This window comes from Agromyces aurantiacus, assembly GCF_016907355.1.
Classification (GTDB): Bacteria; Actinomycetota; Actinomycetes; order Actinomycetales; family Microbacteriaceae; genus Agromyces; species Agromyces aurantiacus.
In genome coordinates, this window is sequence record NZ_JAFBBW010000001.1 from 468,464 (window position 1) to 492,035 (window position 23,572).

16 protein-coding genes are annotated in these 23,572 nt (G+C 74.8%); 7 read left to right on the plus strand and 9 right to left on the minus strand.

Features of this window, described 5'->3' with window-relative positions; all coding sequences use genetic code 11:
- Positions 1-46 precede the first annotated feature (46 nt).
- The 4 genes from JOD46_RS02285 to JOD46_RS02300 all read right to left on the minus strand — a co-directional run bounded on the left by JOD46_RS02285 (position 47) and on the right by JOD46_RS02300 (position 9,119).
- A complete protein-coding gene (locus JOD46_RS02285; RefSeq protein WP_204391350.1) occupies positions 47-2,059 on the minus strand; it encodes a DNA/RNA non-specific endonuclease in 2,013 nt (670 codons plus the stop codon).
- Positions 2,056-5,334 (minus strand): ATP-binding protein, encoded by a 3,279-nt coding sequence (locus tag JOD46_RS02290; protein ID WP_204391353.1) that lies wholly within the window; start codon positions 5,332-5,334, stop codon positions 2,056-2,058. The genes JOD46_RS02285 and JOD46_RS02290 overlap by 4 nt, the downstream gene beginning before the upstream one ends.
- Complete coding sequence (locus JOD46_RS02295; RefSeq protein WP_204391355.1) at positions 5,331-7,235, minus strand: trypsin-like serine peptidase; 1,905 nt, start codon at positions 7,233-7,235, stop codon at positions 5,331-5,333. Before JOD46_RS02295 ends, JOD46_RS02290 begins: the two co-directional genes overlap by 4 nt.
- 174 nt (positions 7,236-7,409) lie before the next feature.
- Positions 7,410-9,119 carry a molybdopterin-dependent oxidoreductase gene (locus JOD46_RS02300; protein ID WP_204391357.1) on the minus strand — a complete coding sequence of 570 codons (1,710 nt, stop codon included), beginning with the start codon at positions 9,117-9,119 and terminating at the stop codon, positions 7,410-7,412.
- Positions 9,120-9,268: 149 nt separating this feature from the next.
- Between JOD46_RS02300 and JOD46_RS02305 the strand changes: the two genes are divergently transcribed.
- Positions 9,269-10,825 (plus strand): FAD-dependent monooxygenase, encoded by a 1,557-nt coding sequence (locus JOD46_RS02305; RefSeq protein ID WP_204391359.1) that lies wholly within the window; start codon positions 9,269-9,271, stop codon positions 10,823-10,825.
- Positions 10,826-10,846: 21 nt separating this feature from the next.
- Here the strand turns inward: JOD46_RS02305 and JOD46_RS02310 are convergent, their stop codons facing one another.
- Positions 10,847-11,206 (minus strand): hypothetical protein, encoded by a 360-nt coding sequence (locus JOD46_RS02310; RefSeq protein ID WP_204391360.1) that lies wholly within the window; start codon positions 11,204-11,206, stop codon positions 10,847-10,849.
- A gap of 88 nt (positions 11,207-11,294) precedes the next feature.
- Here JOD46_RS02310 and JOD46_RS02315 point away from each other — a divergent pair, with 88 nt between their 5' ends.
- The 6 genes from JOD46_RS02315 (at position 11,295) to JOD46_RS02340 (ending at position 17,803) form a co-directional block, all read left to right on the plus strand.
- Entirely contained in the window at positions 11,295-12,239 is a 945-nt protein-coding gene (locus tag JOD46_RS02315; RefSeq protein WP_307834873.1) for an EamA family transporter, read from the plus strand.
- A 98-nt stretch (positions 12,240-12,337) separates the two neighbouring features.
- The gene (locus tag JOD46_RS02320; RefSeq protein ID WP_204391362.1) at positions 12,338-13,267 is read left to right on the plus strand and encodes an NAD(P)-dependent oxidoreductase; all 930 of its coding nucleotides are present in this window, start codon (positions 12,338-12,340) and stop codon (positions 13,265-13,267) included.
- A gap of 100 nt (positions 13,268-13,367) precedes the next feature.
- Complete coding sequence (locus JOD46_RS02325) at positions 13,368-14,018, plus strand: hypothetical protein (protein ID WP_204391364.1); 651 nt, start codon at positions 13,368-13,370, stop codon at positions 14,016-14,018.
- 24 nt (positions 14,019-14,042) lie between these two features.
- Positions 14,043-14,384 (plus strand): DUF2834 domain-containing protein, encoded by a 342-nt coding sequence (locus tag JOD46_RS02330; protein WP_204391366.1) that lies wholly within the window; start codon positions 14,043-14,045, stop codon positions 14,382-14,384.
- Positions 14,381-15,046, plus strand: a complete 666-nt coding sequence (locus JOD46_RS02335; protein ID WP_204391368.1) for a DUF1349 domain-containing protein — start codon at positions 14,381-14,383, stop codon at positions 15,044-15,046. Before JOD46_RS02330 ends, JOD46_RS02335 begins: the two co-directional genes overlap by 4 nt.
- A gap of 108 nt (positions 15,047-15,154) precedes the next feature.
- Positions 15,155-17,803: a cation-translocating P-type ATPase gene (locus JOD46_RS02340; RefSeq protein WP_204391370.1), complete on the plus strand. Its 2,649-nt coding sequence runs from the start codon at positions 15,155-15,157 to the stop codon at positions 17,801-17,803.
- On the opposite strand, the gene JOD46_RS02345 is transcribed toward JOD46_RS02340, so the two are convergent.
- The 4 genes from JOD46_RS02345 to pdxR form a co-directional block, all read right to left on the minus strand.
- On the minus strand, positions 17,745-19,061 hold the full coding sequence (locus tag JOD46_RS02345) for an FAD-binding oxidoreductase (protein ID WP_204391372.1): 1,317 nt from the start codon (positions 19,059-19,061) through the stop codon (positions 17,745-17,747). The genes JOD46_RS02340 and JOD46_RS02345 overlap by 59 nt on opposite strands.
- Positions 19,062-19,146: 85 nt before the next feature.
- Positions 19,147-21,333, minus strand: a complete 2,187-nt coding sequence (locus JOD46_RS02350; RefSeq protein ID WP_204391374.1) for a S9 family peptidase — start codon at positions 21,331-21,333, stop codon at positions 19,147-19,149.
- Between the two features lie 13 nt (positions 21,334-21,346).
- Positions 21,347-21,772: a LysM peptidoglycan-binding domain-containing protein gene (locus JOD46_RS02355; RefSeq protein ID WP_204391376.1), complete on the minus strand. Its 426-nt coding sequence runs from the start codon at positions 21,770-21,772 to the stop codon at positions 21,347-21,349.
- A gap of 275 nt (positions 21,773-22,047) precedes the next feature.
- Positions 22,048-23,562, minus strand: a complete 1,515-nt coding sequence (pdxR, locus tag JOD46_RS02360) for a MocR-like pyridoxine biosynthesis transcription factor PdxR (protein ID WP_204391378.1) — start codon at positions 23,560-23,562, stop codon at positions 22,048-22,050.
- Between the last annotated feature and the right edge of the window lie 10 nt (positions 23,563-23,572).

Below are 23,572 nucleotides of genomic sequence, written 5' to 3' on the forward strand. Positions count from 1 at the left end.
ATGGCGCGTGCCCGGCCGGGCCGCGCCATCCGCTCGCCGCCCGGTGTCAGGTGACGATCTGGTCGAGCATCTCGAGCGGCACGAACAGCGGCTCGCCCGACTCGATCGCCTCGGTCCCGATGCGGCTTCCTCCGAGCGGGTCGAAGGGCACGTAGTGCGCGAGGTCCATGCCGGTCGCCTCGGCGAGGTCGGCGATCGCGATCTGGAACGTCCGGTACGCGCCGAGCACGAACCCCTCGACGCCCTCGACGCGCGAGCGCTTCTCGAGCAGGTCGCGGATCAGCTCGCCCTGGCTGAGCAGGTACGCCGTCGCGTGCAGGCGCTGGCCGCCGCCGTCCGAGGCCGCGGGCATGATCACGAGCTTCCAGAACTCCTGCGGCACGGGCAGGCCGGCCGCGAGCAGCGGATCGTCGTTGCGGAAGATCGGGCCGGTGAACACGCACGCCTTGAACCCCTCGGTGCGCGCGCTCTCGAGGATGTAGTTCTCCAGGCCCTGCCAGAGCTGCTTGCCCTGGTTCATGCGCGAGTGCTGGAGTGCCGAGTTCGTGTAGTGGAAGGTGTCGTCGTTGGCGAGGCGAGCGCGCTCGGTGACATCCGTCGGGCCGGTCGCGTCGGGATCCCAGTTCGGGTCCTCGCGGCGCACCATGTGGCCGCGGTCGATCTCGGGGTCGGCGTAGTCGTCCTTCCCCAGCTGCGCCTCGAGCGGGATGCGCTGGTCGCGGAACCACCGGTCGCCCTCGCGCTTGATGCGCACCGGGTGCTCGCCGTCGATGTTCACCGCGGTGATCAGCGGCTGGCGACGGGGCAGGTGGTACTTCACCCCGAAGTGCGTGTAGCGCAGCTCGAACGGGCGACCCGGATCCTCGTCGCTCGGGTGGGCGAGGCCCGGCTCGAGCGCCGCGGGCGCGCCCGGCCACGGTGCGGCGAGGTCGTCGCCGAGGAAGGCCGGATCGTAGCCGGCCCGGCCGCCGAAGAAGTCGGGTGCGTGCACGCCGTCGGAGGCCGCCTCCGTCGCATCCGCCGCGCGCTGCGCCTGCGAGACCGCGGCGCCGGCCGCGAGCACCGGGCGTTCGCCGGCGACGAGTCGCCGCAAGGTGTCGACGCCGACCGCGCTGTTGGCGATGCCGTACTGGCCCGCGTAGTGCAGGCCCACCACGCGCCCGTCGTCGAGGGAGATGAGCGGCGAACCCGAGTTGCCGCCGAGGCTCGTGCAGTCGTGCGTGAGCGCGCGGCCGCCGCCGAGCGCCTGCATGACGAACCCCGGCGCGAATCGCTTCACCTCGTACAGGTCGCGGAAGTACTTGGCCTGGTCGCCGGGGTCGTTGCGCGAGTCGTACGCGGGGTAGCCGATGAGCGCGACGAGCTGGTCGGCCTGCGCCTCCGCCTCGGCGAGGGGAAGCGCCGACGGCAGGTCGTCGCCCTCGAGGCGCAGCAGCGCGACATCCGGTGCCGCGTCGTCGGCGAGGTAGGTGATCGCCACGACCCGGATGGGCTTCGCGTCGCCCGGGTTCGACCCGACCTCCTCCTTGAAGTCGAGCTCTGCGCCGTACGGCAGGCCCGTGAACGGCGCCCGGAGGAACACGCCGCTGCCGTCGAGGCCCCGCTGCGCCACGACCTTCGCGACGTGCCGGTTCGTCGCGACGATCCGGGCCGAATCGCCGTCCTCGTGGATCACCCAGCCCGTGCCGCCCCACGCCATCTGGTGGTTCACGAACTCGACCCGGCCGACCGAGCGCACGCTCCGCTCGACGCCCTTGATCAGCACGTCGGTGCCGGCCGGGAAGTCGGGCAGCGGCTCGAGCTCGACGGCGTCGTTGCGCACGAGGAGCGGCGGGCGGCCGACGCGTCGCACGATCGCCTCGAGGGCGTCGACGTGCAGCACGCTCTCGAGCTCGCCGCCCCGGTCGATCGCGTCGAGGGCCCTCGGCGGGACCATCTCGGCGGGCAGGCGACCGGCCTTCACGGCCTGTTCGATCGCCTCCCTGAGCTCGGGTGCGTCGGCGAGTCGGCGCCGGACGGCCCCGGTTCGGGCCTCCTCGTCACGTGGTTCGTCGCTCATGGTGTCGTCCCTTCTGCGGGGCCGGCGGGTGCCGGTCGGGTGGGCGGTCGGGTTGGCGGTCGGGTGGGCGGGGAGGGGTCGGGTCGAGGGGTCCGTCGGCGCGTCCCGGCGGCGTCGCCCGCGATGAGCGCGGCGACCGGCGGCACGAACGCGCTCGGCAGCCCGCGGCGCACGAGCACGACGCCCGCGGCGGCCGGGCCGTTCGCGGCCGCCGCCCGCGCCGCGGCCGCGAATCGCGCGGGCGAGCGCTCGCGCAGCAGGCGCAGCACCTCGTCGGCGCTCGCGTGCTCGGGCGCCCAGGCCTCGAGCTGCGCGCGCGCGGCCGCGACCGGGTCGGCGTCGTCGCGGATCGCCGCCAGGCGGTCGGCGAGCGTGGCGTCGAGCGCGCGATCCCAGCCGGGCGGCCTCGGCGCGGTGCCGTACGCCCACGTGCCCGCGACGGTGCGCCGCCACCGTTCGGCGGCGACGGCGACCAGGCGCAGGTCGCGATCGCGTCGCAGGTGGGCCGCGGCTCCGATGAGCTCGGCGAGCAGCCCGAGTTCGGTCAGGCTGCGCAGCGCGGGGGCGGTGCCGGTCGTGATCCGGTCGTGCCACGGCGGTGACCCGGATGGCGCGAGGAGGCCGAGCGCGTCGAGCCGGGGACGGACGGCCGCGGCGTACCCGCTCAGCTCGCCGTGCGCGGGCAGTCGGCACATGGTGTCGACGAGGTCGGCGAACGGCGTGAGCACGGCGGCCGAGCGGGCCATCGCCGCCGCCGGATCCATCGTCGCGACCTCGAGCGGGCCGGTGCGGGCGACGATCCGGTCCCATCCGGCGGGCACGACGGGGCGTGCCTCGCGGGGCTCGCCGAGCGGCCGGCTCGCCGCGCCCGTGCCGTCCGGCTCGGCGGTCGCGGGGGTCCACCACCGGATGGCGGTGCCGACCGGGTCGGCCCCCGCCTGCCGCGCGGCGACCACGACGCCGGCGCGGTGCAGCGCGAACCGCAGCCCGGCGCCGACGAGGCTCGCGAGCATCGTCTCCGACGCGAGCGCCGCGACGGCCGCCCGGAACGCCTCGTCGCGTCGCAGCTCGTCGACGACTGCCTCGAACTCGGTCTCGGCGCCCATCTCGAGCCGGCAGATCGTGTCGAGCCGATGGTGCGCGAGCTGCTCGGCGATCGGCGACGCCGGCCGCCAACCGCGCGAGCGCCGGAGCAGGTCTCGCGCCTCGGACCAGCGGCCCGCGCGCCACAGGAACGTCAGCGCGACCCGAGCCGCGGTGGTGCCGGGATCGACGGTCGCGCCGGCGATGGCGCGCTCGTACAGGTGCTGCCCCTCGATCCAGTCCGACCGGTCGTTCGCGGCACGCAGGTCGCGCACCGCCGAGGCATCCGGGGGTCCGCCAGTGCTCCGAGCCGCCCCGGCGGCCTCCGACGCGGCGTGGCGCAGCCGTGCGCGGCTGCCGCGACTCGAGCGCACCAGGTCCTGCGCGGCGGGCGGCAGCTCCGCGATCGCCTCCGCGTCGATCCGGGCGAGGGCCGACGCCGGCAGGTCGGGCGGCTCGGGTCGCCGCCGCATGAGCTGGAGGCGATGGTACGCCGCCTCCGCGTCGGCCCAGGGCTCGCCGCGCTCCTCGAACCAGGTCGCCGCTGCCCGGTCGATGCGAGCCGATACGACCGGCGCGGTCTCGTAGAGGTGGGGCAGCACCGCGGCGCGCACATCGGGGCGGGGGCGGATGACGCCGGGCGCCACGGGGTCGGGCTCCATCAGCCACTCCAGGCTCGCGAGGCCGTCCCGCAGCTCCGCGGCCCGCTCCGCCGTGACCCCTCGCAGCCCTGAGCGCGGCGCGACCACATCGCGGATGACGTTCGCGTCGACGCGGCGCACGATGATCGCGGCGTTCGCGATGCGCCGCAGGTCGGGGTCGTCGACGTGCGCGAGCAGCACGCGCACGAGGTAGGTCGCCGTCATCGCGCCGCGCCCGTGCGCCCGACGCAGCGCGTCGGTGCCGAGCGAGGTCGCGACGCGAGCCGCGAGCCGCAGCGTCAGCGGGTCGCCGGCCGAGATCCGTCGGACCGCGTCCCGTGCCGAGGGATCGACGCCGAGCCGCTCGAGCTCGCGGTCGGCGGCGGCGTCGTCGACGCCGGGCAGCTCGATGCGCTCGCCGATGCGCGCGTGCAGGCCGTGGAGCGGGTCGCCGCGCCCGGCCCCGATGACCGCGATCGGCGCGTGCGTGACCTCCGCGAGCTCGTCGAGCCACTCGAAGAGCCGCCCGGGATGGGTCTCGCCGCGCGCGCGCAGCACCTCGAGTGCGTCGAGCACCATCAGGATGCGCCGCTGGGGGTAGCCGAGCGCGTGCTGGAGCACGAGGCCGAGTTCCTCGGGCACGCGTTCCGGGCTGTCGCCCTTGAGCGGCGAGGTTCCCGGCGTCGCGCCCGAGGCTCGCTGCCGCGCCTGCTGGATCGCGGCCTCGGCGCCCGGCAGCTGCGTCGCGACCTGCCGGGCGAGCTCCATCGTCAGGCCGACGGTGTCCTGGACGTCGAGGCCCCCCCGGTCGAAGTCGAAGCGCACCACGATCCAGTCGTCGTCGCGCACGAGCAGCTGCGCGGCGACCTCCTCGATCAGGGCGGACTTGCCGGCGCCGCGCATCCCCTCGATGAACAGGGTCCGCGCCGGGCCCTCGACGAACGCGGTGTCGAGCCAGGCCAGGACCCGTTCGAGCTCCGGCTCGTGGTCGGGCCGCGCGGTGCCGGGGGCCCGCGCGTGTCGGGTCGATCCGAGCTCGAGCCTCGTCAGCGCCGACTTGACCCGGGGCAGGTCGGCGCCCCGCGGCGCATGCCCGTCGACTCGGCCGAGCGCGATCGCGAGTCGCTCGAGCAGTCCCCGGTCGCCGGCATCGATCGCGGCGTCGATCGCCTCGGCCGTGAACGGCGGGCGTCCCTCGATCGCGTCGAGCAGGTCGTTCGTGGCGTCGTCGGTCGCGGTGGCGCGACGCCGCGCCACCGCGTCGCCCAGCGTGCCGGCCTCGGCGAGCCGGTCGAGCACGCGCCGGCGGGTGACGCCGCGCATGAGCCATCCGGTGGGCCCGCTTCCCGGCATGACCTTGTCGCAGTCGCGCGACAGTCCCGCCGCGAGGGTCGTCACCGCCGCGGCGTCGGGCGCGGCGGTTCCCCCAGCCGTGCCGGTTCCGTCGGCCCGGAGCGCCTGGACCGGGTCGAACGGTCCCGACAGCGCCGCGAACTCGCGCGCGCGGTCGAGCGGGTCCATGGGCGTCGGCGGTTCGCGGCGGTCGGTCATGGTCCATCGCCCCCGTGGGGGTCGTCCTCGCGTTCGCCGACGCGGCGCGCCTGGCGCTCGAGGTACTGGAGGTACGGCTGCAGCCCGGCGACGACGTGGGGGAGATCGGCGTCGGCGTACTCGCCGTTGAAGCTCCGGAACTCGCCGAGCAGCATGTCGACGACCATCTCGATGCCGCGGGGGTCCGACCCGCCCGTCAGGTCCTCCGACGCGCGCGTCAGGCAGTCGAGCAGGTCGCCGCGCGTGAAGCCGCCGAGGTACTCGACCACGAGGCCCGGCGGCCCGACCGGGTCGGCGGCCGCCGGACTGGAGAACTCGAGGCCCGCGAGCGGCACGGTCTCGAGGCCCGCGATCACGAGCCGGATGCGGGGCAGCGTCAGCGCCTCGGCGACGAAGGCCTCGAGCTGGATCCGCGCCGCCTCGGAGAGCGGCACCGACGGGTTGTCGACGAAGAACCACACCGTGCGACCCGCCTCGGCGGCGGCCTCGTCGACGGCGGCGGCGAGGAGGTGGGCCTGCTCCCGCGCCGTCCCCGCGGGGGTGTCGGGCGCGGGTGCGCCATCCGCGAGCCCCGGCGCTCGGAGCCGGAGTCCCGCGGCCTCGACGCGCCGCCGGAGGTCGCCCAGCAGGTCGCTCGTCGGCTCGTCGAGCGGCACGGCGACGACCGTCTGCGAGCCGCCGCGTCGCAGGAGGAGCTCGACGAGGATGCGGTACGAGAAGCCCAGCCCCGACTCGTCGCCGTCTGCTGGGCGACGCCGCTTGACCCGGATGCCGCGGACGCGCGTCGTCTCCTCGGCCGCCGCCGCCACCGCGGCCGCGAACAGGTCGCGGCCGATCACGAGCTGGGTCCGCTCGCCGTCGAGGTGCCAGATCTCGGTCGGCGCGATGTCCTCGGCGACGTACGGCGCGACGTCGTCGTAGAACAGCCGCAGCGGCACGAGGCGTCCGCGCTTGACCTCGCGCCCCCGCCGCGAGACCCGGATGCCGCCCTGGTGCAGCCCGAGCAGACGGAAGCCGCGGTCGAAGCATGCGCCGCCCGACGAGCCGTGCTCGGTCTGGATATCGTGGTACAGCCGCGACGTGACGTTGCGGATCTTCCAGGTCGTGCCGTCGGCGAGCTTCCCGTCCTCGCCGGATGGGAAGTCGAGGAGGTAGACACGCGACCGCGACGAGACGGCGGGCGCGGCATCCGGCATCGGGGCGAAGCCGAGATGACGTGCCGCCGGCGTCTCGAGCGCGAGCAGCGCGACGTCATGGCGGTTCGCGACCTCGTCGTCGCTGCGCGGCGCCTCGTCCTTCCACTCGGCGTCGCCGCACGGCGAGGCGTAGGTCGGCGGCATGTGCACGTCGTGCGCGCTGCCGTCGGAGAGCACGACCTTCACGTGCGGGGCGGTCGCGGGCGCGGCGCCCGGGCCGTCGGGGCTCACGACGTGCCACGCGGTCAGCACGAGGCCCGGGCCCACCAGGCATCCGCTGCCCGCGAAGGCGTCCTCGACCTCGACGCGGCACCGGAACGTGCGAGCGCGGCCGAGGAACCGCTCGAACGCGTCGACGTCGGTGCGTCCCGCCGCCGTGGCCTCGTCCTCGTCCTCCGCCTCGGCTGGGGCGCGTGCTCCCGGTGCGCGCGCGGCCTCCGGGGCGCCGCCCGCCGCGCCGCGCGCCGTGACCGGCCGGACCTCGCGCGCGCGCAGCGCCGCCTCGAACGCCGCCAGCAGGTCGCGCCGGCGCAGCTCGTCGACGGCGAGCCGGCCCGGATCGGTGCCGAGCACGCCCGCCGCCGCGGTGAACGCGTCGAGATCGACCGGCGGCCCGCTGCCGTCCTGCTGGATCGCGCGGAGTGCGTCGTCGACGGCCGCGGGGGAGTCGTGGATCACCTCGATCAGCTCGTCGTCGGTCCACATCGTCGGTCCCCCCGGTCCGCCGCCCGTGGCGGGCCCGGCGTCCCCCGGCCCGTCACCTCATTCGATACTCCCGCGGCGCGGCGCGCGCAAGGGACCGGAGGCAGGTTCAGGGATGCCGCGCACTGATCTCAGTGGCAGCCCCGACCGCCGCGGCGCGTACGCCGGCCCGGACGCTCAGTCGGTGACGGTCACGAGCACGCGGTGCCATCCCGTCGCGCCGTCGGGGGCGACCGGTGCGCGCTCGCCGACCTGGACGCGCCCGTCGCGGTCGACGGCGCGCACGGTGACGTAGTGCGTGCCCGGCGCGGCATCCCATTCGAGCACCCACTGCACCCACGTGTCGGCGTTGATCGGCGTCGAGACCTCCGCCCGCTGCCACGGGCCGTCGTCGATGCGCACCTCGACGCGCTCGACACCCGTGTGCTGCGCCCACGCCATGCCCGCGATGGCGGTGCGGCCCGGGGGGACGGCCCGGCCCGGCCGAGGGGTGTCGATGCGGGACGAGAGCTTGATGGGCGCCTCGGCGCTGTAGCCGCGCGGCGTCCAATACGCCTCGTCGGCCGCGAACGTGGTGACCTTCAGCTCCGCCAGCCACTTGGTCGCCGAGACGTAGCCGTAGAGGCCCGGCACGACCATCCGCACCGGGAAGCCGTGGTCCAGCGGCAGCGGCTCGCCGTTCATGCCGACCGCGAGGATGGCGTCGCGGCCGGGATCGGTGAGCGCCTCGAGCGGCGTCGAGGCCGTGAAGCCGTCCACGCTCCGCGAGAGCACCATGTCGGCGTCGGCGTCGGGCTCGGCCATCGCGAGGATGTCGCGCACGGGCACGCCGAGCCACACCGCGGTGCCGAGCAGGTCGCCCCCGACCTCGTTCGACACGCATGTGAGCGTCACCGCGTACTCGTCGAGGCCCATCGCGACGAGCTCGTCGAACGTGAGCTCGACGCGCCGCCCGACCAGCCCGTCGACCACGAGGCGCCACGACGCCGGATCGACCGACGGCACCGTGAGGGCCGTGTCGATGCGGTAGAAGTCGGCGTTCGGGGTGATCAGTGGGGTGAGGCCGGGCACGTCGAGCTCGGCGCCGGGCGGCACGGCGATCGTGCGCCGGGGAGCGGGAAGCTTCAGTGCGCTCCGGATGGCGTCGATGGACGCGCTCGCGGCATTCGAGATCCGCGCGCCGACGCCGACGACCAGGGCGGATGCCGCGGCCACCGCCGCGACCACGAAGAACCCGCGGCGGTCGACGGAGCCGGCGCGCGCGGCTTCCGGGGCTGCGTCGCCGGTCGTGCCGGTCGCCGCGCTCGTGCCGGTCGTGCCGCTCGTGCCGCTCGTACCGCTCGAGCCGCGCCGCGTCCGGCCGACGGAGGCGCGCAGCCGGTCGGCGAGCAGCCGGAGCACCACGACGCCGACCACCGCGCCGACGACGGACGGCACCCACGCGAGCGGCTCGGCGCCGGCGCGCGTGACCGTCGCGGCGAGCGAGAGCGCGCCCGCGACGCCGAGCAGCACCGCGCCCCACGGCGGGCGGCGCAGCTCGAGCACGCCCGCGATCGCGCTCGCGACGAGCACCGCCAGCCCGAGGCTGCCGAGCAGCACGGCCTTGTCGGCGAAGCCGAAGGCCGCGATCGCGAACTCCTTGACCGGCTGTGGCACGACGTCGATCACGAAGGCGCCGACCGCGAGGATCGGGCTCGCGTCGCGCGCGGTGAAGACCGCGGCGAGCTCGGCCGCGGCGAGGAACGCGCCCGCGGCGATCAGGCCCGAGACGGCGGCCCACGCGGTCGTCGCGCGGTCGTCGCGGCCGCTGCGCGGCGCCTCGCCCGGCCCGCCCGGCTCCGCCGCCGAGGCGCCGGAGCGCGTCGTGGGTGTCGTCGACTCCGCCATGCCGGCTGCTCCTCCGAATCCGCGGGGACGCCCCGCCGAACGTGGTTCGTCGCGGCGGTCGCTTCGGATCGCTCCGTTCGTATCCTCGCACCGCACGGCCCGCTGCGCGCCCCCTCCCATCCGACGCGCCGGAGTGCCATGGTGGAGGCATGGCCGATCCCGAGACGGCACCCACCCTCCAGACCGACGTGCTCATCGTCGGGGCGGGTCCGAGCGGGCTCATGGCGGCGAACGTGCTCGCGAAGCTCAGCGTCGACGCGATCATCGCCGACGGCAAGGACGGCCCGACCCGCGAATCGCGCGCCCTCGTCGTGCAGGCCCGTTCGATGGAGATCTACGACCAGCTCGGCCTCGTCGACCGCGTGCTCGCCGAGCGCGGCGTGGCGCTCGGCGCGGTCCTCTGCTTCCGCCACCGGGTGCTCGGCGAGGTGCCGTTCGTGCGGTTCGGCGAGTCGACGACGCCGTTCCCCGACATCACCGTGCTCGAGCAGAGCCGCAACGAGCGGATCCTCGTCGACGGGCTCGCCGCGCGCGGGCGCGACGTGCGCTGGCGGCACCGGCTCGTCGGGCTCGAGCCGCACGCGGCATCCGTCGTCGCGCGGTTCGAGGGGCCCGACGGGCCCGTGCGCGTCGAGGCACGGTACGTGGTCGGCGCCGACGGCGCGCGGTCCGCGGTGCGGGAGCTCCGCGGCATCCCGTTCGATGGCGTCACGAACCAGCACACGTTCTTCGTCGCGGATGCGATCGGCGCGACCGGGCTCGTCGAGGGCCGGGTCAACATCCGGATGGCGCCCGACGACCTGCTGCTGTCGTTCCCCATGGGCGAGCCCGGCCACGCTCGCATCATCGGGGTCGTGCGCGACGCCGACCTCACCGAGGGCGGCGAGCTGCCCGAGGCGCTCGTCCGATCCCGGATCGCGCGCGGCTTCACGGTGGGCTACCGCTCGTCGACGTGGTTCGCGACGTACCGCCTGCACCACCGGGTCGCGGCGCGGTTCCGCGACGGGCGGTGCTTCCTCGTCGGCGACGCCGCCCACATCCACTCGCCCGTCGGCGGCCAGGGCATGAATACCGGCCTGCAGGATGCCCACGACCTGGCGTGCGCGCTCGCCGACGTGCTCGTCGGCGGCATGCCCCAGCGCCGCCTGGACCGGTACGAGGCCGAACGGCGCCCGGTCGCGCGGCGCCTTGTCGCGACGACCGATCGGCTGTTCGGCGTGGTCACCTCGGAATCGGGCCTGTCCCACTTCATCCGCGGCCGCGCCATCCCGGCGATGGGACCGCTCGCCATCCGGCTGCTGCCGCTGCTGATCGGCGGCCCGCGGCTGTTCGGCTTCCTCTCGCAGACCCGCATCCGGTACCGGATGTCGCCGACGCCGCCCTCGCGATCGCAGGCGCGCGACGACGTCGTGGGCAAGCGGCTGCCGTACGCGAGCGGCGACCCGTCGAACTTCGATGCGCTGCGCTCGATGCGCTGGCAGGTGCACGGCTACGGCGCGCCGGCATCGCTCGTCGCCTCCGTCGCGGGCCGGCTCGGCGTCGAGCACCACGTCTTCCCGCCCGACGCGCACGGCCGGCTCCGCGCCGACCGGATCTACCTCGTGCGGCCCGACGGGTTCGTCGCCGCCGAGGCGAGCGTCGCCGCGGGCCGGATGGCGCGGCCCGGCGCCGTGCCCGCCCGCTTCCGCGAGCAGCTCGACGGCTGACCGCGCGTCGTCGGAGCGGCGTCAGCCGCCCGCGACGGGCGGATCCACGGGCTCGGCCGTCGCCGCGACCGGCACGACCGCCACGCGCGCCGACCAGCTCGTCGCGTCGCGCGACATGGCCCACGGCTCGGTGCGCTTGAGGCCGTGGCATCCGAGCACCACCTTCGCGACGCCGTCGGCGAGGTCGCGCGACGACGGCGGATTCATGCGGTCGAGCTCGTCGAGGCTGAACGCGTCGATCGCGATCGGCTCGATCCCCCCGAGCGCGTAGAGCGCCAGGTCCCAGGACTCGACGTCGTCCGTGACGACCACCCGGCGCAGCTCGACACGCCCCGCGTGCTGCACCTCGTCATCGGTCAGGCATCCGAATGGCTTCGTCATGCGCGCACCCCTGATCACAGCCGACCACAGCGCGGGACTCGACGCAACCGTCGCCGAGGGCGAGTCGCGCACCGCGTATCGTCGAGTGGTGACCCACGACCTCGGCGCGATGACGGATGGCGCGCTGCGACGCCGCCGCTTCGCGGGCGCCGCGACCCAGCTCGGCACGGAGGTGTCGATCAACTTCGGATCATCGCTCGCGGGACTCGTCATCCCGATCGTCGGATCGTTCGTCGTCGTGGCCGTGCGCCAGCTGGTCATGGCGGCCGCCGTGCTGCCGTTCTACCGGCCGAGGCGCGCCGAGCTCACCTGGCGGCGACTGCGCGCCGCGGTCGCGCTCGGCGTCGTGCTCGCGGTGATGAACGTCTCGTTCTACGAGTCGGTCGACCGCCTCGGACTCGGGATCGCGGCGACGATCGAGTTCCTGGGACCGCTCGCGATCGCGCTGTTCACGTCGCGCCGGCTGCTCGACGTCGCGTGCGCGGTCGCGGCCGGGGTGGGCGTGCTGCTGCTCATCGGGCCGTGGGCCGGCGACGGCGGCGCCGCGGCCGAGGGCGCGGGCGTGGATCCGTGGGGTGTCGTGTTCGCGCTGACGGCCGCAGCCGCGTGGGCGGGATACATCCTGCTGACCCGACGCGTCGCCATGAGCCTGCCCGGCCTGGAGGGGCTCACGGTCGCGAGCCTCGTGAGCCTCGCGCTGCTCGTGCCGGCTGCGATCCTGACGTTCGACGCGTCGGCGTTCGACGCGCGCGTGCTGCTCCTGCTGCTCGGCGTCGGCGTGCTTTCGTCGGCGCTGCCGTACAGCCTCGACACCTACATCCTGCGGCGCATCACGCCGCGGCTCTACGCGATCATCACGAGCTTCGGGCCGGTGATCGCCGCGGTCTTCGGCGCGCTCGTGCTCGGCGAGTCGTTCACCCTCGTCGAGGTCGTCGCGATCGCGGTGGTCTGCGGTGCGGCGGGCCTCGCGCTCGCGACGCAGCGCGATCGCCCGGTCACCGACCTCGAGGCGACCGCGAGCTCGATCCCGTAGGCGCGCGCGGGGCGACCCGGTGCGCGGGCGCCGCGCGAGTCGTACCGTGGGAGCAGGCGCGGCGTCGGGCCGCGCGATGCGACGTCGAGGAGGACGCCATGGCCGCCATCGGATGGATCGGGCTCGGGCACATGGGCTCGCCCATGGCCGCGCACCTCGTCGGCGCCGGGCACGACGTCGCGGGATTCGACGTCGATCCGCGCATGGCCGAGCACGCGGCATCCGCTGGGGTGCGCCTCATGACCGATGCCGCGGCCGCCGCGCGCGACGCCGACGTGGTCTTCACCTCGCTCCCGCGATCCGAGCACTCGCGCCGGGTACTCATCGGCGACGACGGGCACCCGGGCGTGTTCGACGTCGTGCGGCGGGGTGCGCTCGTGCTCGACACGTCGACGGTCGACGTCGAGACGTCGCGCGCCTGCCACGACGCGGCCGAGGCCCGCGGCATCCGCTTCGTCGACTCGCCGGTCTCGGGCGGCATCGCGGGCGCGCACGCCGGCACCCTCACGTTCATGCTCGGCGGCGACGAGCAGGCGACCTCGGAGGCGGCCGCGCTCGTGCAGCCCATGGCCGGGCACGTCTTCGTCGTGGGCGGGCCGACCGCGGGCGTCGCGGCGAAGCTCGCGAACAACCTCATGCTCTTCATCTCGCTGCAGGCTTCGTCGGAGGGTGCCCGGCTCGCCGAGGCGCTCGGGCTCGACCCGCAGGTGTTCCACGACCTCGCGACCGTGTCGTCGGGCGACTCGTGGCCGCTGCGCACGTGGTACCCGGTGCCCGGCGTCGTCGAGACGAGCCCGGCGAACCGCAACTTCGACGCGACGTTCACGACCCGGCTCGCCGAGAAGGACCTCTCGTACGCGCTCGCGGCGGGCGACGCCGCGGGCCTCGACCTCGCGGCCGGGCGGCTCGCGATGGAGCGGTTCGCGCGGCTCATCGACGAGGGCTACGGCGACAAGGACTGCAGCCTCGTCGTGAAGTACGTCGGTCGCGACGGGTGTACGCCCGGGTTCGACCCGTCCGCGGGCTGAGGCCGGGACGCCGCGCGGCCCGGTCGCCGGGCAGCGGCCTCGACCGCCATCCGTTCACCCGCACTCGGTACCCTCGAAGGGGCGACTCGAGGAGGTGGGCATGGGCTGGCTGCGGCTGCCGTGGGAGCGGCGTCGAACGCGCGTGAAGATGACCCCGTTCGACCGCTCGAAGCTGCCCGAGCCCAAGACCCCGAGCTTCGACGAGATGCTCGAGGAGGGCCTGCTCATGGCCGAGTCGGCCGGGCGGATGGCGCTGAAGAACCGCCTCATCGTCGGTGCCCTCCGCGGCGACGAGCCGTACTCCGACGAGCGGTCCGCGGCGATGGCCCGCGAGGTGCTCTACGAGCTCGTGCAGGAGGCCGACGAGGGCGCCGAGCACATCGCCGCCGAGCGCGAGTCGGCCGCGAGGCGCGAGGGGCGCTCGCAGCACCAGCACGACTACCACCGCGGCGACCTGCTGAACCTGCGACGGCGCGAGAAGGTGCACGCCGCGGTCGCGAAGGCGCTGTGGACCCGCCGCGGCGACGACGAGTACATCGAACGGCTCGTCGAGCGAGCGCGCGACGACGCCTGGCACGAGCTCGGCGCCGCGATCGAGCAGGAGCTCGACCGACGCTGGCCGCGGTTCGACGAGGAGCCCGACTACGCCGACCATCGCGCCGAGCGCATGGAGGTCGTCGCCGACGACCTGTCGCGCGAGCTCGCGCGGCTTGCGGCGCAGCGCGCGGTCGAGTCGATTCCCGAGTACTGACGCGGCGGCTGCGACACTGGGCGCATGACGCGCCATTGGACTCCGCTCGCCATCGTCTACCTGGTGCTCGCCGTGGTCGGCCTCGTCGGCACGTGGACGTACAACGCGCTCGCGATCGCCGCGCAGCGCGACTTCCTCGGCGACCTGGTCTCGAGCGGCCCCGCGGTGTCGTCGATCACGACCGACCTGCTCGTGGTGGCCGTCGCCGGCAGCATTCTCATCGCGGTCGAGTCGCGCCGGATCGGCATGCGGTTCGCGTGGCTCTACATCGCCGGCGCGCTGCTCACGGCGTTCGCCTTCACGTTCCCGCTCTGGCTGGCGATGCGCGAGCGCCGGCTCGCGGCACTGGCTAGCGTTGAGGCATGAACGCCGACACGCCCGACGCCGCCGCATCCGCCGCAGCACCCACGCCCGAGGGCGCGGTGCGCGCCAACCCGTGGGACTCGGGCCGGTGGAGCCGTGACCCCGTCTCGGTGCGCGCCGACGAGGACGGCTTCGTCGTCGAGGCCGCCGAGGGCAGCGACTTCTGGCGCACCACGCACTACGGGTTCGTGCACGACGACGGGCACGCGCTGCTCGCACCGTGGCCGACGGATTCCGCGGTCGAGGTCTCGTTCGACTCGTCGACGCTGACCGGGCTCTACGACCAGGCCGGGCTCATGCTGCACGTCGGCGACGAGCACTGGGTCAAGGCCGGCATCGAGGTGAACGACGGCGTGCCGCACGTCGGCGCGGTCGTGACGAACCGGCTGTCGGACTGGTCCCTCGCGCCGGTGCCCGAGTGGGCCGGGCAGGTCGTCACGATCCGGGCCAGCCGGTCGGGCGTCGACGGCGACGCCGTGACGCTGCGGGCGCGCGCGGGCGACGGCGAGTGGCGCACCATCCGGGTCGCGCCGTTCGATGCGGATGCCGCGACCGCCGGACCGCTCGTGTGCGCGCCCATGCGCGGCGGGCTCGAGGTGCGCTTCACGCGCTGGGCGTTCCTCCCCGCCGACGTCGACCTGCACGAGGACCCGCCCGCCGCCTGAGCCGTCGCGGGGTGCCTGCGGCCTGAGCCGTCCGGGGTCGTCGCGGGACCGACGTCCCATGGCCTCCGCCGGCCTGCTGCCTACGCTGGGCCGGGTCGGGAGGGGTGCATGGCGGTCATCGACGCGATCGGGCTGACCTCGGCGGAGGCGGCGGACCGGCTCGCGCGATCCGGCGCGAACGTCCTGCCCGCGGCGAAGCGGCCGTCCGCCGTCCGCCGCCTGCTCGCGGAGCTCGTGCACTTCTTCGCGCTGCTCCTGTGGGGCGCGGCGGTGCTCGCGTTCCTCGCCGACCTGCCGCAGCTCAGCGTCGCGATCGTGGGCGTCATCGTGCTGAACGCGATCTTCGCGGCCGCCCAGCAGGCGAGGGCCGACCGCGCCGCCGACCGGCTGCGCGAGATGCTGCCCGCGAGGGTGACCGTGCGGCGCGACGGCCGGCGGCAGGTCGTCGAGGCCGCCGACGTGGTGGTCGACGACGTCCTCCTGCTCGAGAGCGGCGACCGGGTCCCGGCCGATGCGACCGTCCTGGGCCAGACGGGCCTGCTCGTGGACACCTCGATGCTCACGGGCGAGTCGGTGGCCGGCGGGGTCGACGTCGAGGGCCCCCTCTTCGCCGGCACCTTCGTCGTCGAGGGCGAGGCCCGCGCCCGGGTCACGGCCACCGGCCGCGACACGCGCCTCGCGGGCATCGCCAAGCTCTCGACGACGCCGGGAAAGCCCGACACCCCGCTCACCCGGGGCCTCCGCCAGGTCGTGCGTCTCACGGCGATGATCGCGATCGGCATGGGTCTGCTGTTCCTCGTCATCTCGCTCATCGTGGGCAATCCGATCCAGGCGGCGTTCGTGTTCGCGATCGGGGTCACGGTCGCGCTGGTTCCCGAGGGCCTGCTGCCCACCGTCACGCTGTCGCTCGCCTGGGGATCGGAGCGGATGGCGAAGCGCAACATCCTCGTCCGCAACCTCGAGGCGGTCGAGACGCTCGGTTCCACGACGTTCATCTGCACCGACAAGACGGGAACGCTCACCCGCAACCAGATGACCGTCGTGCACGCGTGGACGCCGTCGGGATCGCTCGACGTGGACGGCGCGGGGTACGGGCCGGAGGCCGTGCTCGCGTGGTCGGACCCCGCCGCCGAGGGCGCCGTCCGCGACCTCGCGCTCGCGGCCGAGCGATGCTCCACGGGCTACGCCGCGCTCGTCGACGGGGCCTGGCGCTCGCACGGCGATCCGATGGAGGCCGCCCTCGACACGCTCGCGCGCCGGCTCGGCGCCGACACCGACGAGGATCGCGCCCGGCACGCGACCGAGCACCGATTCCCGTTCGATCCGCGCCTGCGGCGCATGGCCGTGGTCCGCGTCGACGAGGTCATCGTCAAGGGCGCGCCCGACACCGTGCTGCCGTTGTGCGGCGACGGCGCGGAGGCGCACGCCGCCGTCGACGCGATGACCGAGCGCGGCCTCCGGCTCCTGGCGATCGCTGCGGCGCCGCGCGGCGACCGCACGCCGGCGACGCTCGAGGAGTGCGGCGACGGCCTCCGGCTGCTCGGCCTCGTCGCCCTCGAGGATCCGCCGCGCGACGACGTCGTCGAGGCGCTGCGCGCCTGCCGCGAAGCAGGGGTGCGCGTCGCGATGATCACGGGCGACCATCCCGCCACCGCCCGGGCGATCGCCGACCAGGTCGGGCTGCGGTTCGCGGACTCCCCGGTGCTCGTCGGCGCCGACCTGCCGTCCGACGAGCAGCACCTCGGGGCGATCCTCGACCACGACGGCACGGTCGTCGCGCGCGTCTCGCCCGAGGACAAGGTGCGGATCGCCACGGCCCTGCGCGCCCGCGGCCACGTGGTCGCGATGACGGGCGACGGCGTGAACGACGCTCCCGCCCTGCACGAGGCCGACATCGGCGTCGCGATGGGGAAGTCGGGCACGGATGTCGCGCGCGAGGCCGCCGACCTGGTCCTGCTCGACGACGCGTTCTCGAGCATCGTCGCGGGCATCGAGCAGGGTCGCGCCGCGTACGTGAACATCCGCCGGTTCCTCACCTACCACCTCACCGACAACGTGGCCGAGCTGGCGCCCTTCGTCGTGTGGGCGCTGTCGGGCGGGCAGTTCCCGCTCGCACTCGGGGTCCTGCAGATCATCGCGCTGGACCTCGGCACCGACACGCTCTCCGCGGTCGCGCTCGGCGCCGAGCCGCCGGCGAAGCACCTGCTGAAGGGTCCGCCCGTGAGCGGGCGGCTGATGAGCGCCACGGTGCTGCGCCGCGCGTTCGGCGTGCTCGGCCCGCTCGAGGCGGCGCTCAGCATGACCGCGTTCATCCTGTCGATGATGGCGGCGGGATGGCAGCCGGGCGGGCCCTTCCCGTCGGGCGACGCGCTGCTCGCCGCGTCGGGAGCCGCCTACATCACGGTCGTGTTCGCCCAGGCGGCGAACGCGTTCGCGTGCCGGTCGTCGACGAAGTGGCCGGGGGCGCTCGGATGGTTCGGCAACCGGCTGCTCGTCGGCGCCGTGCTCGTCGGTACCGCGTTCTCGCTCGTGCTGCTGTGGGTGCCGCCGATCGCCGACCTGCTCGGGCAGGCGAACCCGCCCCTCGTCGGCTGGGCGGTGGCCCTCGCGTCGATCCCGATCCTCTTCGCCGTCGACGCGCTCGACAAGCGCGCGCGGGCCCGCCGGGTGCGGGCGCACGCCGGCGGGCCCCAGCGGGTCACGGTGCGATGTGGTGGCTCGCGCGGAACACGTCGCCCGGGTCGACCTCGCGCTTGACCGCGCGGAGCCGCTCGAGGGTGGCCGGCGGGTAGATCGCGGCGATCGCGTCGGCGTCGAACTCGGGCGTGAAGTTCGAGTAGCGCCCGGTCGTGAAGGCGATCGCCTCGTCGACGGCGACGCGGGCGGCCGCGATCTGCTCCTCGGTCGACTCGGCCGGCAGGATACCGTTGACCGCGAGCAGCGCCTGCCCGTCGCGTTGGGCGATGGCCGTGGCATCCGCCGCCACGCGGGAGAAAGCGCCGCCGAGCGCCCGCAGCAGGAGCATGGTGGGCACCTCGCGGTCGACTGCGCGCGCGAACGCCTCGAGCGCCTCGTCGGAGAGGTCGGGCACGAAGCCGTTGCCGCCGACCATCAGGAACGGCGGCTTGCCCGGCGGCGCGGCCTCGAGCAGGTCGACGTAGGCGACCGGGCCGAGCGACTCGTCGGCGAGCGACGGGAGCTCGAGCATGGGCGCGAGGATCCGCCGCAGTTCCGCCTCGGTGCCGAGCAGCGCCACGGCGAGTTGCGGGCCGGCCGGGATCTCGGGCATGAGCGGCGGCATCACGAGCAACGTGCCGTTGAGCTCGTCGGGCGCCTCGCGCAGCACGTCGCGCCAGGCGCGGAGGACGGCGGGGACGTCGGACTGGTCCCATCGCAGGTGCCCGCCGACGAGCCCGTCGACCGGCGCGGCCTGGAAGGTGAACCGGGTCGCGACGCCGAAGTTGCCGCCGCCGCCGCGCAGCGCCCAGAAGAGGTCGGGGTGCGACTCGGCGTTGACGGTGAGCACGTCGCCGGCGGCCGTGACGAGCTCGACCTCGCGCAGGAGGTCGACCGTGAGGCCGTGCGTGCGGGCGAGCCAGCCGATGCCGCCGCCGAGGGCGAGGCCGCCCACGCCGACGTCGACCGTGTCACCCGACGTGATGCCGAGGCCGTGCGGCGCGAGTGCGGCCGCGACCTCGCCCCATTTCGCGCCCGCGCCGACGTGCACGAGCCCGTCGGTGCCCGCGAGCTCGACCGCGGCGAGGTCGGAGAGGTCGAGGAGGAGCCCGGCCGTGGCCGGGTCGGAGCCGTGCCCGCCGGAGCGGACCGTGATCGGCACGCCGGCCGCGACCGCGGCGCGCACCGCCTCGGCCACCTCGGCGGCGGAGGACGGGCGCACGACCGCGTCGGGCGTGCCCTGGCCGGCGAACACGTGGCTGCCGGTCTCGTATGCGGGGGAGCCGGGCGCGTGCACGCGCTGCGGCATCCGTTCACTCAGTTCGGTGATGAACGACATGCGCGCCAGTCTGCTCCCGCCCGCCGACATCGGGCGAGCCCCGATCAGGGCACGATTCGACGACATCCGGCCATCGCGGGCCTGCTCACTCGCCGCTGGGGTGCGCTCCCGCCGCGTCGATGATCCAGGCGTTCGCGAACGCGCGCTCGCGCCAGGCCGCGTACCGCCCCGACACCCCGCCGTGCCCGGCCGCCATCTCGATCTTCAGCAGCGGGTCGGCGCCGACCTCGCGCAGGCGGGCGACCCACTTGGCGGGCTCGACGTAGAGTACGCGCGTGTCGTTCAGCGAGGTGATCGCGAGGATCTTCGGGTACTGCACGGCGTGCACGTTCTCGTAGGGCGCGTACGACTTCATGTAGGCGTACACCTCGGGGTCGTCGAGCGGGTTGCCCCACTCGTCCCACTCGATGACGGTGAGCGGCAGCGACGGGTCGAGGATCGAGGTGAGCGGGTCGACGAACGGCACCTCCGCGACGATGCCGGCGAACAGGTGCGGCGCGAGGTTCGCGACCGCGCCCATGAGCAGGCCGCCGGCCGAGCCGCCCTGCGCGACGAGGTGGTCGGGGGTCGTGATGTCGTGGTCGACGAGGTGCTCGGCCGCGGCGATGAAGTCGGTGAAGGTGTGCTTCTTGTGCAGCTTCTTGCCGTGCTCGTACCAGAGCCGGCCCATCTCGCCCCCGCCGCGCACGTGCGCGACGGCGAACACCATGCCGCGGTCGAGCAGCGAGAGGCGCGGGATGCCGAAGCCCGGGTCGATCGCGTGCTCGTACGAGCCGTAGCCGTAGAGCAGCGTGGGCGCGGGCTCGCCGAGGGTGACCAGGTCGTGCCGGTAGACGAGCGAGATCGGCACCTTCGTGCCATCCGGCGCCGTCGCCCACTCGCGCTTCTGCGCGTACCGCTCGGGGTGGTAGTCGCCGAGCACCGGCTGCTGCTTGCGCACGGTGCGGGTGCCGGATGCCACGTCGACGTCGATCACCATCGACGGCGTGACGAAGCTCCCGTAGCCGATCCGCAGCGACGGCTGCTCCCACGCGGGGTTCGCGCCGACCCCCACCGAGGCGAGCTCCTCGTCGAAGGCGAGCTCGTGCAGGGTGTCGTCGGGTGTCGCGTCGGCGGGCAGCCCATGCGCCGGAACCTTCGCGATCGCGACGCGCGGGAGGCCGTCGCGGCGGTACTCGAGCGCGACGAAGTCGCGGAACGCGTGCGCCCCCTCGATGCGCACGCGCGGATCGTGGGGGAGCAGCATCCGCCTCGGCCCCTGCGGGTCGTCGGCGGCGACGCTGACGAGCTCGAAGTTCACCGCGTCGCCCTCGTTGTGCACGATGAGCAGGCGGTGGCGACCGCCGGCGACGACGTGCTCGACGTCGTACTCGACGCCGTCGCGCCGGGGCCAGACCACGCGGAACTCGCCGGTCGGGTCGTCGGCGTCGAGCAGCCAGGACTCGCTCGTGATGTGCGAGCCCGCCTCGAGCACGAGGTAGCGGCGGCTGCGGGTGAGGCCGACGCCGAGCCAGAAGCGCTCGTCGGGCTCGTGGAAGACCTTGACGTCGTCGGAGGCCGGCGTGCCGACCTCGTGCCGCCAGACCGTGTCGGGCCGCCACGCGTCGTCGACGGTCGAGTAGAAGACGTACCGGCCGGATGGATCGAACATCGCGCCCGACGACGTGCCGGGGATCTCGTCGTCGAACGCCCGCCCCGATCCGTCGAGTGAGCGCAGGCGGATCGTGTAGCGCTCGTCGCCGGCCACGTCGACGCCGTACAGCAGGGTCGTGCCATCGACCGTGACGTCGAAGCTGCCGAGCGAGTAGAAGTCGTGGCCCTTCGCCTCGACGTTGTCGTCGAGCAGGACCTGCTCGCCCGGCAGGGGCGAGCCGTCCTCGGGGATGGCGGGCGGCTCCCAGTCGTCGGCGCCGCGCGCGGGCACGCGGCAGTGGATGCCGTACTGCAGCCCCTCGACCGTGCGCGAGTAGTACCACCAGTCGCCCTCGCGCGTCGGCACGCTGAGGTCGGTCTCCTTGGTGCGGCGCTTGATCTCCTCGAACACCTGCTCCTGCAGGAGCGAGAGGTGCTTGGTCTTCGCGCGCGTGTACGCGTTCTCCTCCTCGAGATGCGCGATCACCGCGGGGTCGTCCTTGTCGCGCAACCACTCGTAGTGGTCGATCACCACGTCGCCGTGGTGGGTGCGTTCGGTCGGTCGCTTCTCGGTCACCGGGGGAGTCAGCACGGGCTCCACGCTACGCCGTGCGGGCCGGGCGCGGCATCCGCGGGCCATCCGCCGAGCTCGTTCATCCCACGCCGACCTTCTGCCAGTCGAGGTTCACCTGCTGCCCGATGTAGACCGTCTCGCCGAAGTCATGGATCTGCGGGTTCATGCGCAGCAGCTGCTGCTGCGGCAGGTTGAAGCGCTGCGCGACGTCGAAGAAGCTGTCGCCGGCCACGATCACGTACCGCTCGGGCTCGCCGGACCCGTCGAGCTCGGGCGTGCCGGTCGCGCCTGTGCGCGGCCCGTCGTCGACGGCGGGACCCCACTCGTACACGGGCGCCGGGTCGTTCGGCACCGGGTCGGGCGCGGGCGCCGCCCCCGGGTCGGCCGCGGGCGGCGGCTCGGGCGTCACGGTCACCGTCGCGGTGGCGGTCACGGTCGCCGTCACGGTGACGGGCGCCGCCTCGACCACCTCGGGCGGCGCGCATCCGGCCAGCAACGTGAGCACGCCGCAGAACGTGAGGAGTCCGGCTGCGAGCAGGGTCGCAGGTGTTCCGGGTCGCCGATGACGCATCCCGCCCCCATGCCGCGGTGTTCGGGACCGCGACGCGCTCAGGCTACCGGCGCGGCGCGGCGAGGTACAGAGGCGGCCTCCGAGCGCACCGGGATGGAGTCCGCGCGGCTCAGGTCAACGCAGCCTCATATGAGGCCCGCTTGGAGATGACCGGCTCGGAGACCGTCGTGGGCCGGCATGCGAGCCGGCGATGCCGGCCGGCCGGGAGCTCAGGCCGGCGAGCCCAGTTCGTCCTCGATCGCCGCGCGCACGCGCGCGAGCGCGTCGGCCAGGCGAGCGTCGGGCGCCGAGGCGTAGCCGAGCACGAGTCCGGCCGGACCCTCCCCCGGAACGACCGAGTAGTCGGCGAGCGGCGACACGAGCACCCCGGCGTCGCCGAGTCGGGCGACGACCCGGGCGGCCGCCGCGTGCGAGGGCAGGCCGACGACGGCGTGGAGTCCGCCATCGAGCCCGCTGAGCGGCGCGCCGTCGATCCCGTCGAGCACGTCGATCACGAGCCGTCGACGGTGCGCGTAGTCGCGGCGCGCGGCCGCGATATGCCGTCGCACGGCCCCGGTCGCGAGCAGCTCGGCGGCCGCCTCCTGCGCGATGCCGGGCACCGGGCACGTCTCGTCCTCGCGGACCTCGGCGACGGCCGCCCTCAGGCCCGCGTTGTCGGGCAGCACGAGGTAGCCGAGTCGCAACCACGGCGTGAGCACCTTCGAGAAGCTGCCCACCAGCACCGCGCGACCGCTCCGATCGAGCGACGCGAGGGCGGGCAGCGGCGCGCCGACGTGCCGGAACTCGCTGTCGTAGTCGTCCTCGACCACGAGCGCGCCCGCGGCCTCGGCCCAGTCGAGCAGCGCGAGGCGGGTCGCGACGGGAAGCCGCCCGCCGAGGGGGTACTGGTGGCTCGGCGTCACCATGACCGCGTGCGGGGCGGGGCGGATGCCTCGGAGGGCCGCGAGATCGAAGCCGTCGTCGTCCACGGGGACCGGCACGGCGTGCAGCGCGCCCCGCCGCTCGAGTACGCGCCGCGCCGACGGGTACCCCGGGTGCTCGACCGCGACCCGCGGCGTGCCGTCGACGAGGACCCGCAGTGCGGAGGCGAGCAGCGCGACCGCGTCGCTGGTGCCCGCAGTGACGACCACGTCGTCGGGCGAGCAGGCCACCCCCCGCGCGTGCCGCAGGTGGTCGGCGATCTCGGCACGCAGCCTCGGTGCGCCGAAGTCGGGCTCGGTGTCGCCCGGGACCGCGAGGCGGGCCGCATGACGCCACGCCGCGCGCCATGCGCGCTCGTCGAGCCGCGTGGTCGACGGGCGCCCGGGCTGCAGGTCGAGCGGTTCGCGGCGGCGTTCCCGGTCTCGGGACGCGGGCCGCGCCGGATCCTCGACCCGCGGAGGGGACGCGGGTCGCGCCGGCTCCTCGACCCCCGGAGGGGACGCGGACCGCGCCCGCTCCTCGACCCGCGCGAGCGGTGCGACGCGCGTCGGCGCGCCCTGGCGCATGTCGAGGTACCCCTCGCCGGCGAGCTGCTCGTAGGCGGCGACCACCGAGCTGCGCGCGACGCCGAGCTCGGTCGCGAGCGCACGCGTCGAGGGCACGGGATCGCCCGACCTGAGACGCCCGTCGAGGATGCCGCGTCGCAGCCCCTCGACGAGCTGCGCGCCGAGCGGGCGCGCGCCGTCGCGGTCGATGACGAGCAGGGGACCGTCCACGTCGACCTCCCGGGTCGGTCGCGACATCCGACGCACT

Bases quoted from the DNA above. Each gene is read 5' to 3' on its own strand.
- JOD46_RS02285 (WP_204391350.1), bottom strand. From the start codon at position 2,059: ATGAGCGACGAACCACGTGACGAGGAGGCCCGAACCGGGGCCGTCCGG.
- JOD46_RS02290 (WP_204391353.1), bottom strand. From the start codon at position 5,334: ATGACCGACCGCCGCGAACCGCCGACGCCCATGGACCCGCTCGACCGC.
- JOD46_RS02295 (WP_204391355.1), bottom strand. From the start codon at position 7,235: ATGTGGACCGACGACGAGCTGATCGAGGTGATCCACGACTCCCCCGCG.
- JOD46_RS02300 (WP_204391357.1), bottom strand. From the start codon at position 9,119: ATGGCGGAGTCGACGACACCCACGACGCGCTCCGGCGCCTCGGCGGCG.
- JOD46_RS02305 (WP_204391359.1), top strand. From the start codon at position 9,269: ATGGCCGATCCCGAGACGGCACCCACCCTCCAGACCGACGTGCTCATC.
- JOD46_RS02310 (WP_204391360.1), bottom strand. From the start codon at position 11,206: ATGACGAAGCCATTCGGATGCCTGACCGATGACGAGGTGCAGCACGCG.
- JOD46_RS02320 (WP_204391362.1), top strand. From the start codon at position 12,338: ATGGCCGCCATCGGATGGATCGGGCTCGGGCACATGGGCTCGCCCATG.
- JOD46_RS02325 (WP_204391364.1), top strand. From the start codon at position 13,368: ATGGGCTGGCTGCGGCTGCCGTGGGAGCGGCGTCGAACGCGCGTGAAG.
- JOD46_RS02330 (WP_204391366.1), top strand. From the start codon at position 14,043: ATGACGCGCCATTGGACTCCGCTCGCCATCGTCTACCTGGTGCTCGCC.
- JOD46_RS02335 (WP_204391368.1), top strand. From the start codon at position 14,381: ATGAACGCCGACACGCCCGACGCCGCCGCATCCGCCGCAGCACCCACG.
- JOD46_RS02340 (WP_204391370.1), top strand. From the start codon at position 15,155: ATGGCGGTCATCGACGCGATCGGGCTGACCTCGGCGGAGGCGGCGGAC.
- JOD46_RS02345 (WP_204391372.1), bottom strand. From the start codon at position 19,061: ATGTCGTTCATCACCGAACTGAGTGAACGGATGCCGCAGCGCGTGCAC.
- JOD46_RS02350 (WP_204391374.1), bottom strand. From the start codon at position 21,333: ATGGCCCGCGGATGCCGCGCCCGGCCCGCACGGCGTAGCGTGGAGCCC.
- pdxR (WP_204391378.1), bottom strand. From the start codon at position 23,562: ATGTCGCGACCGACCCGGGAGGTCGACGTGGACGGTCCCCTGCTCGTC.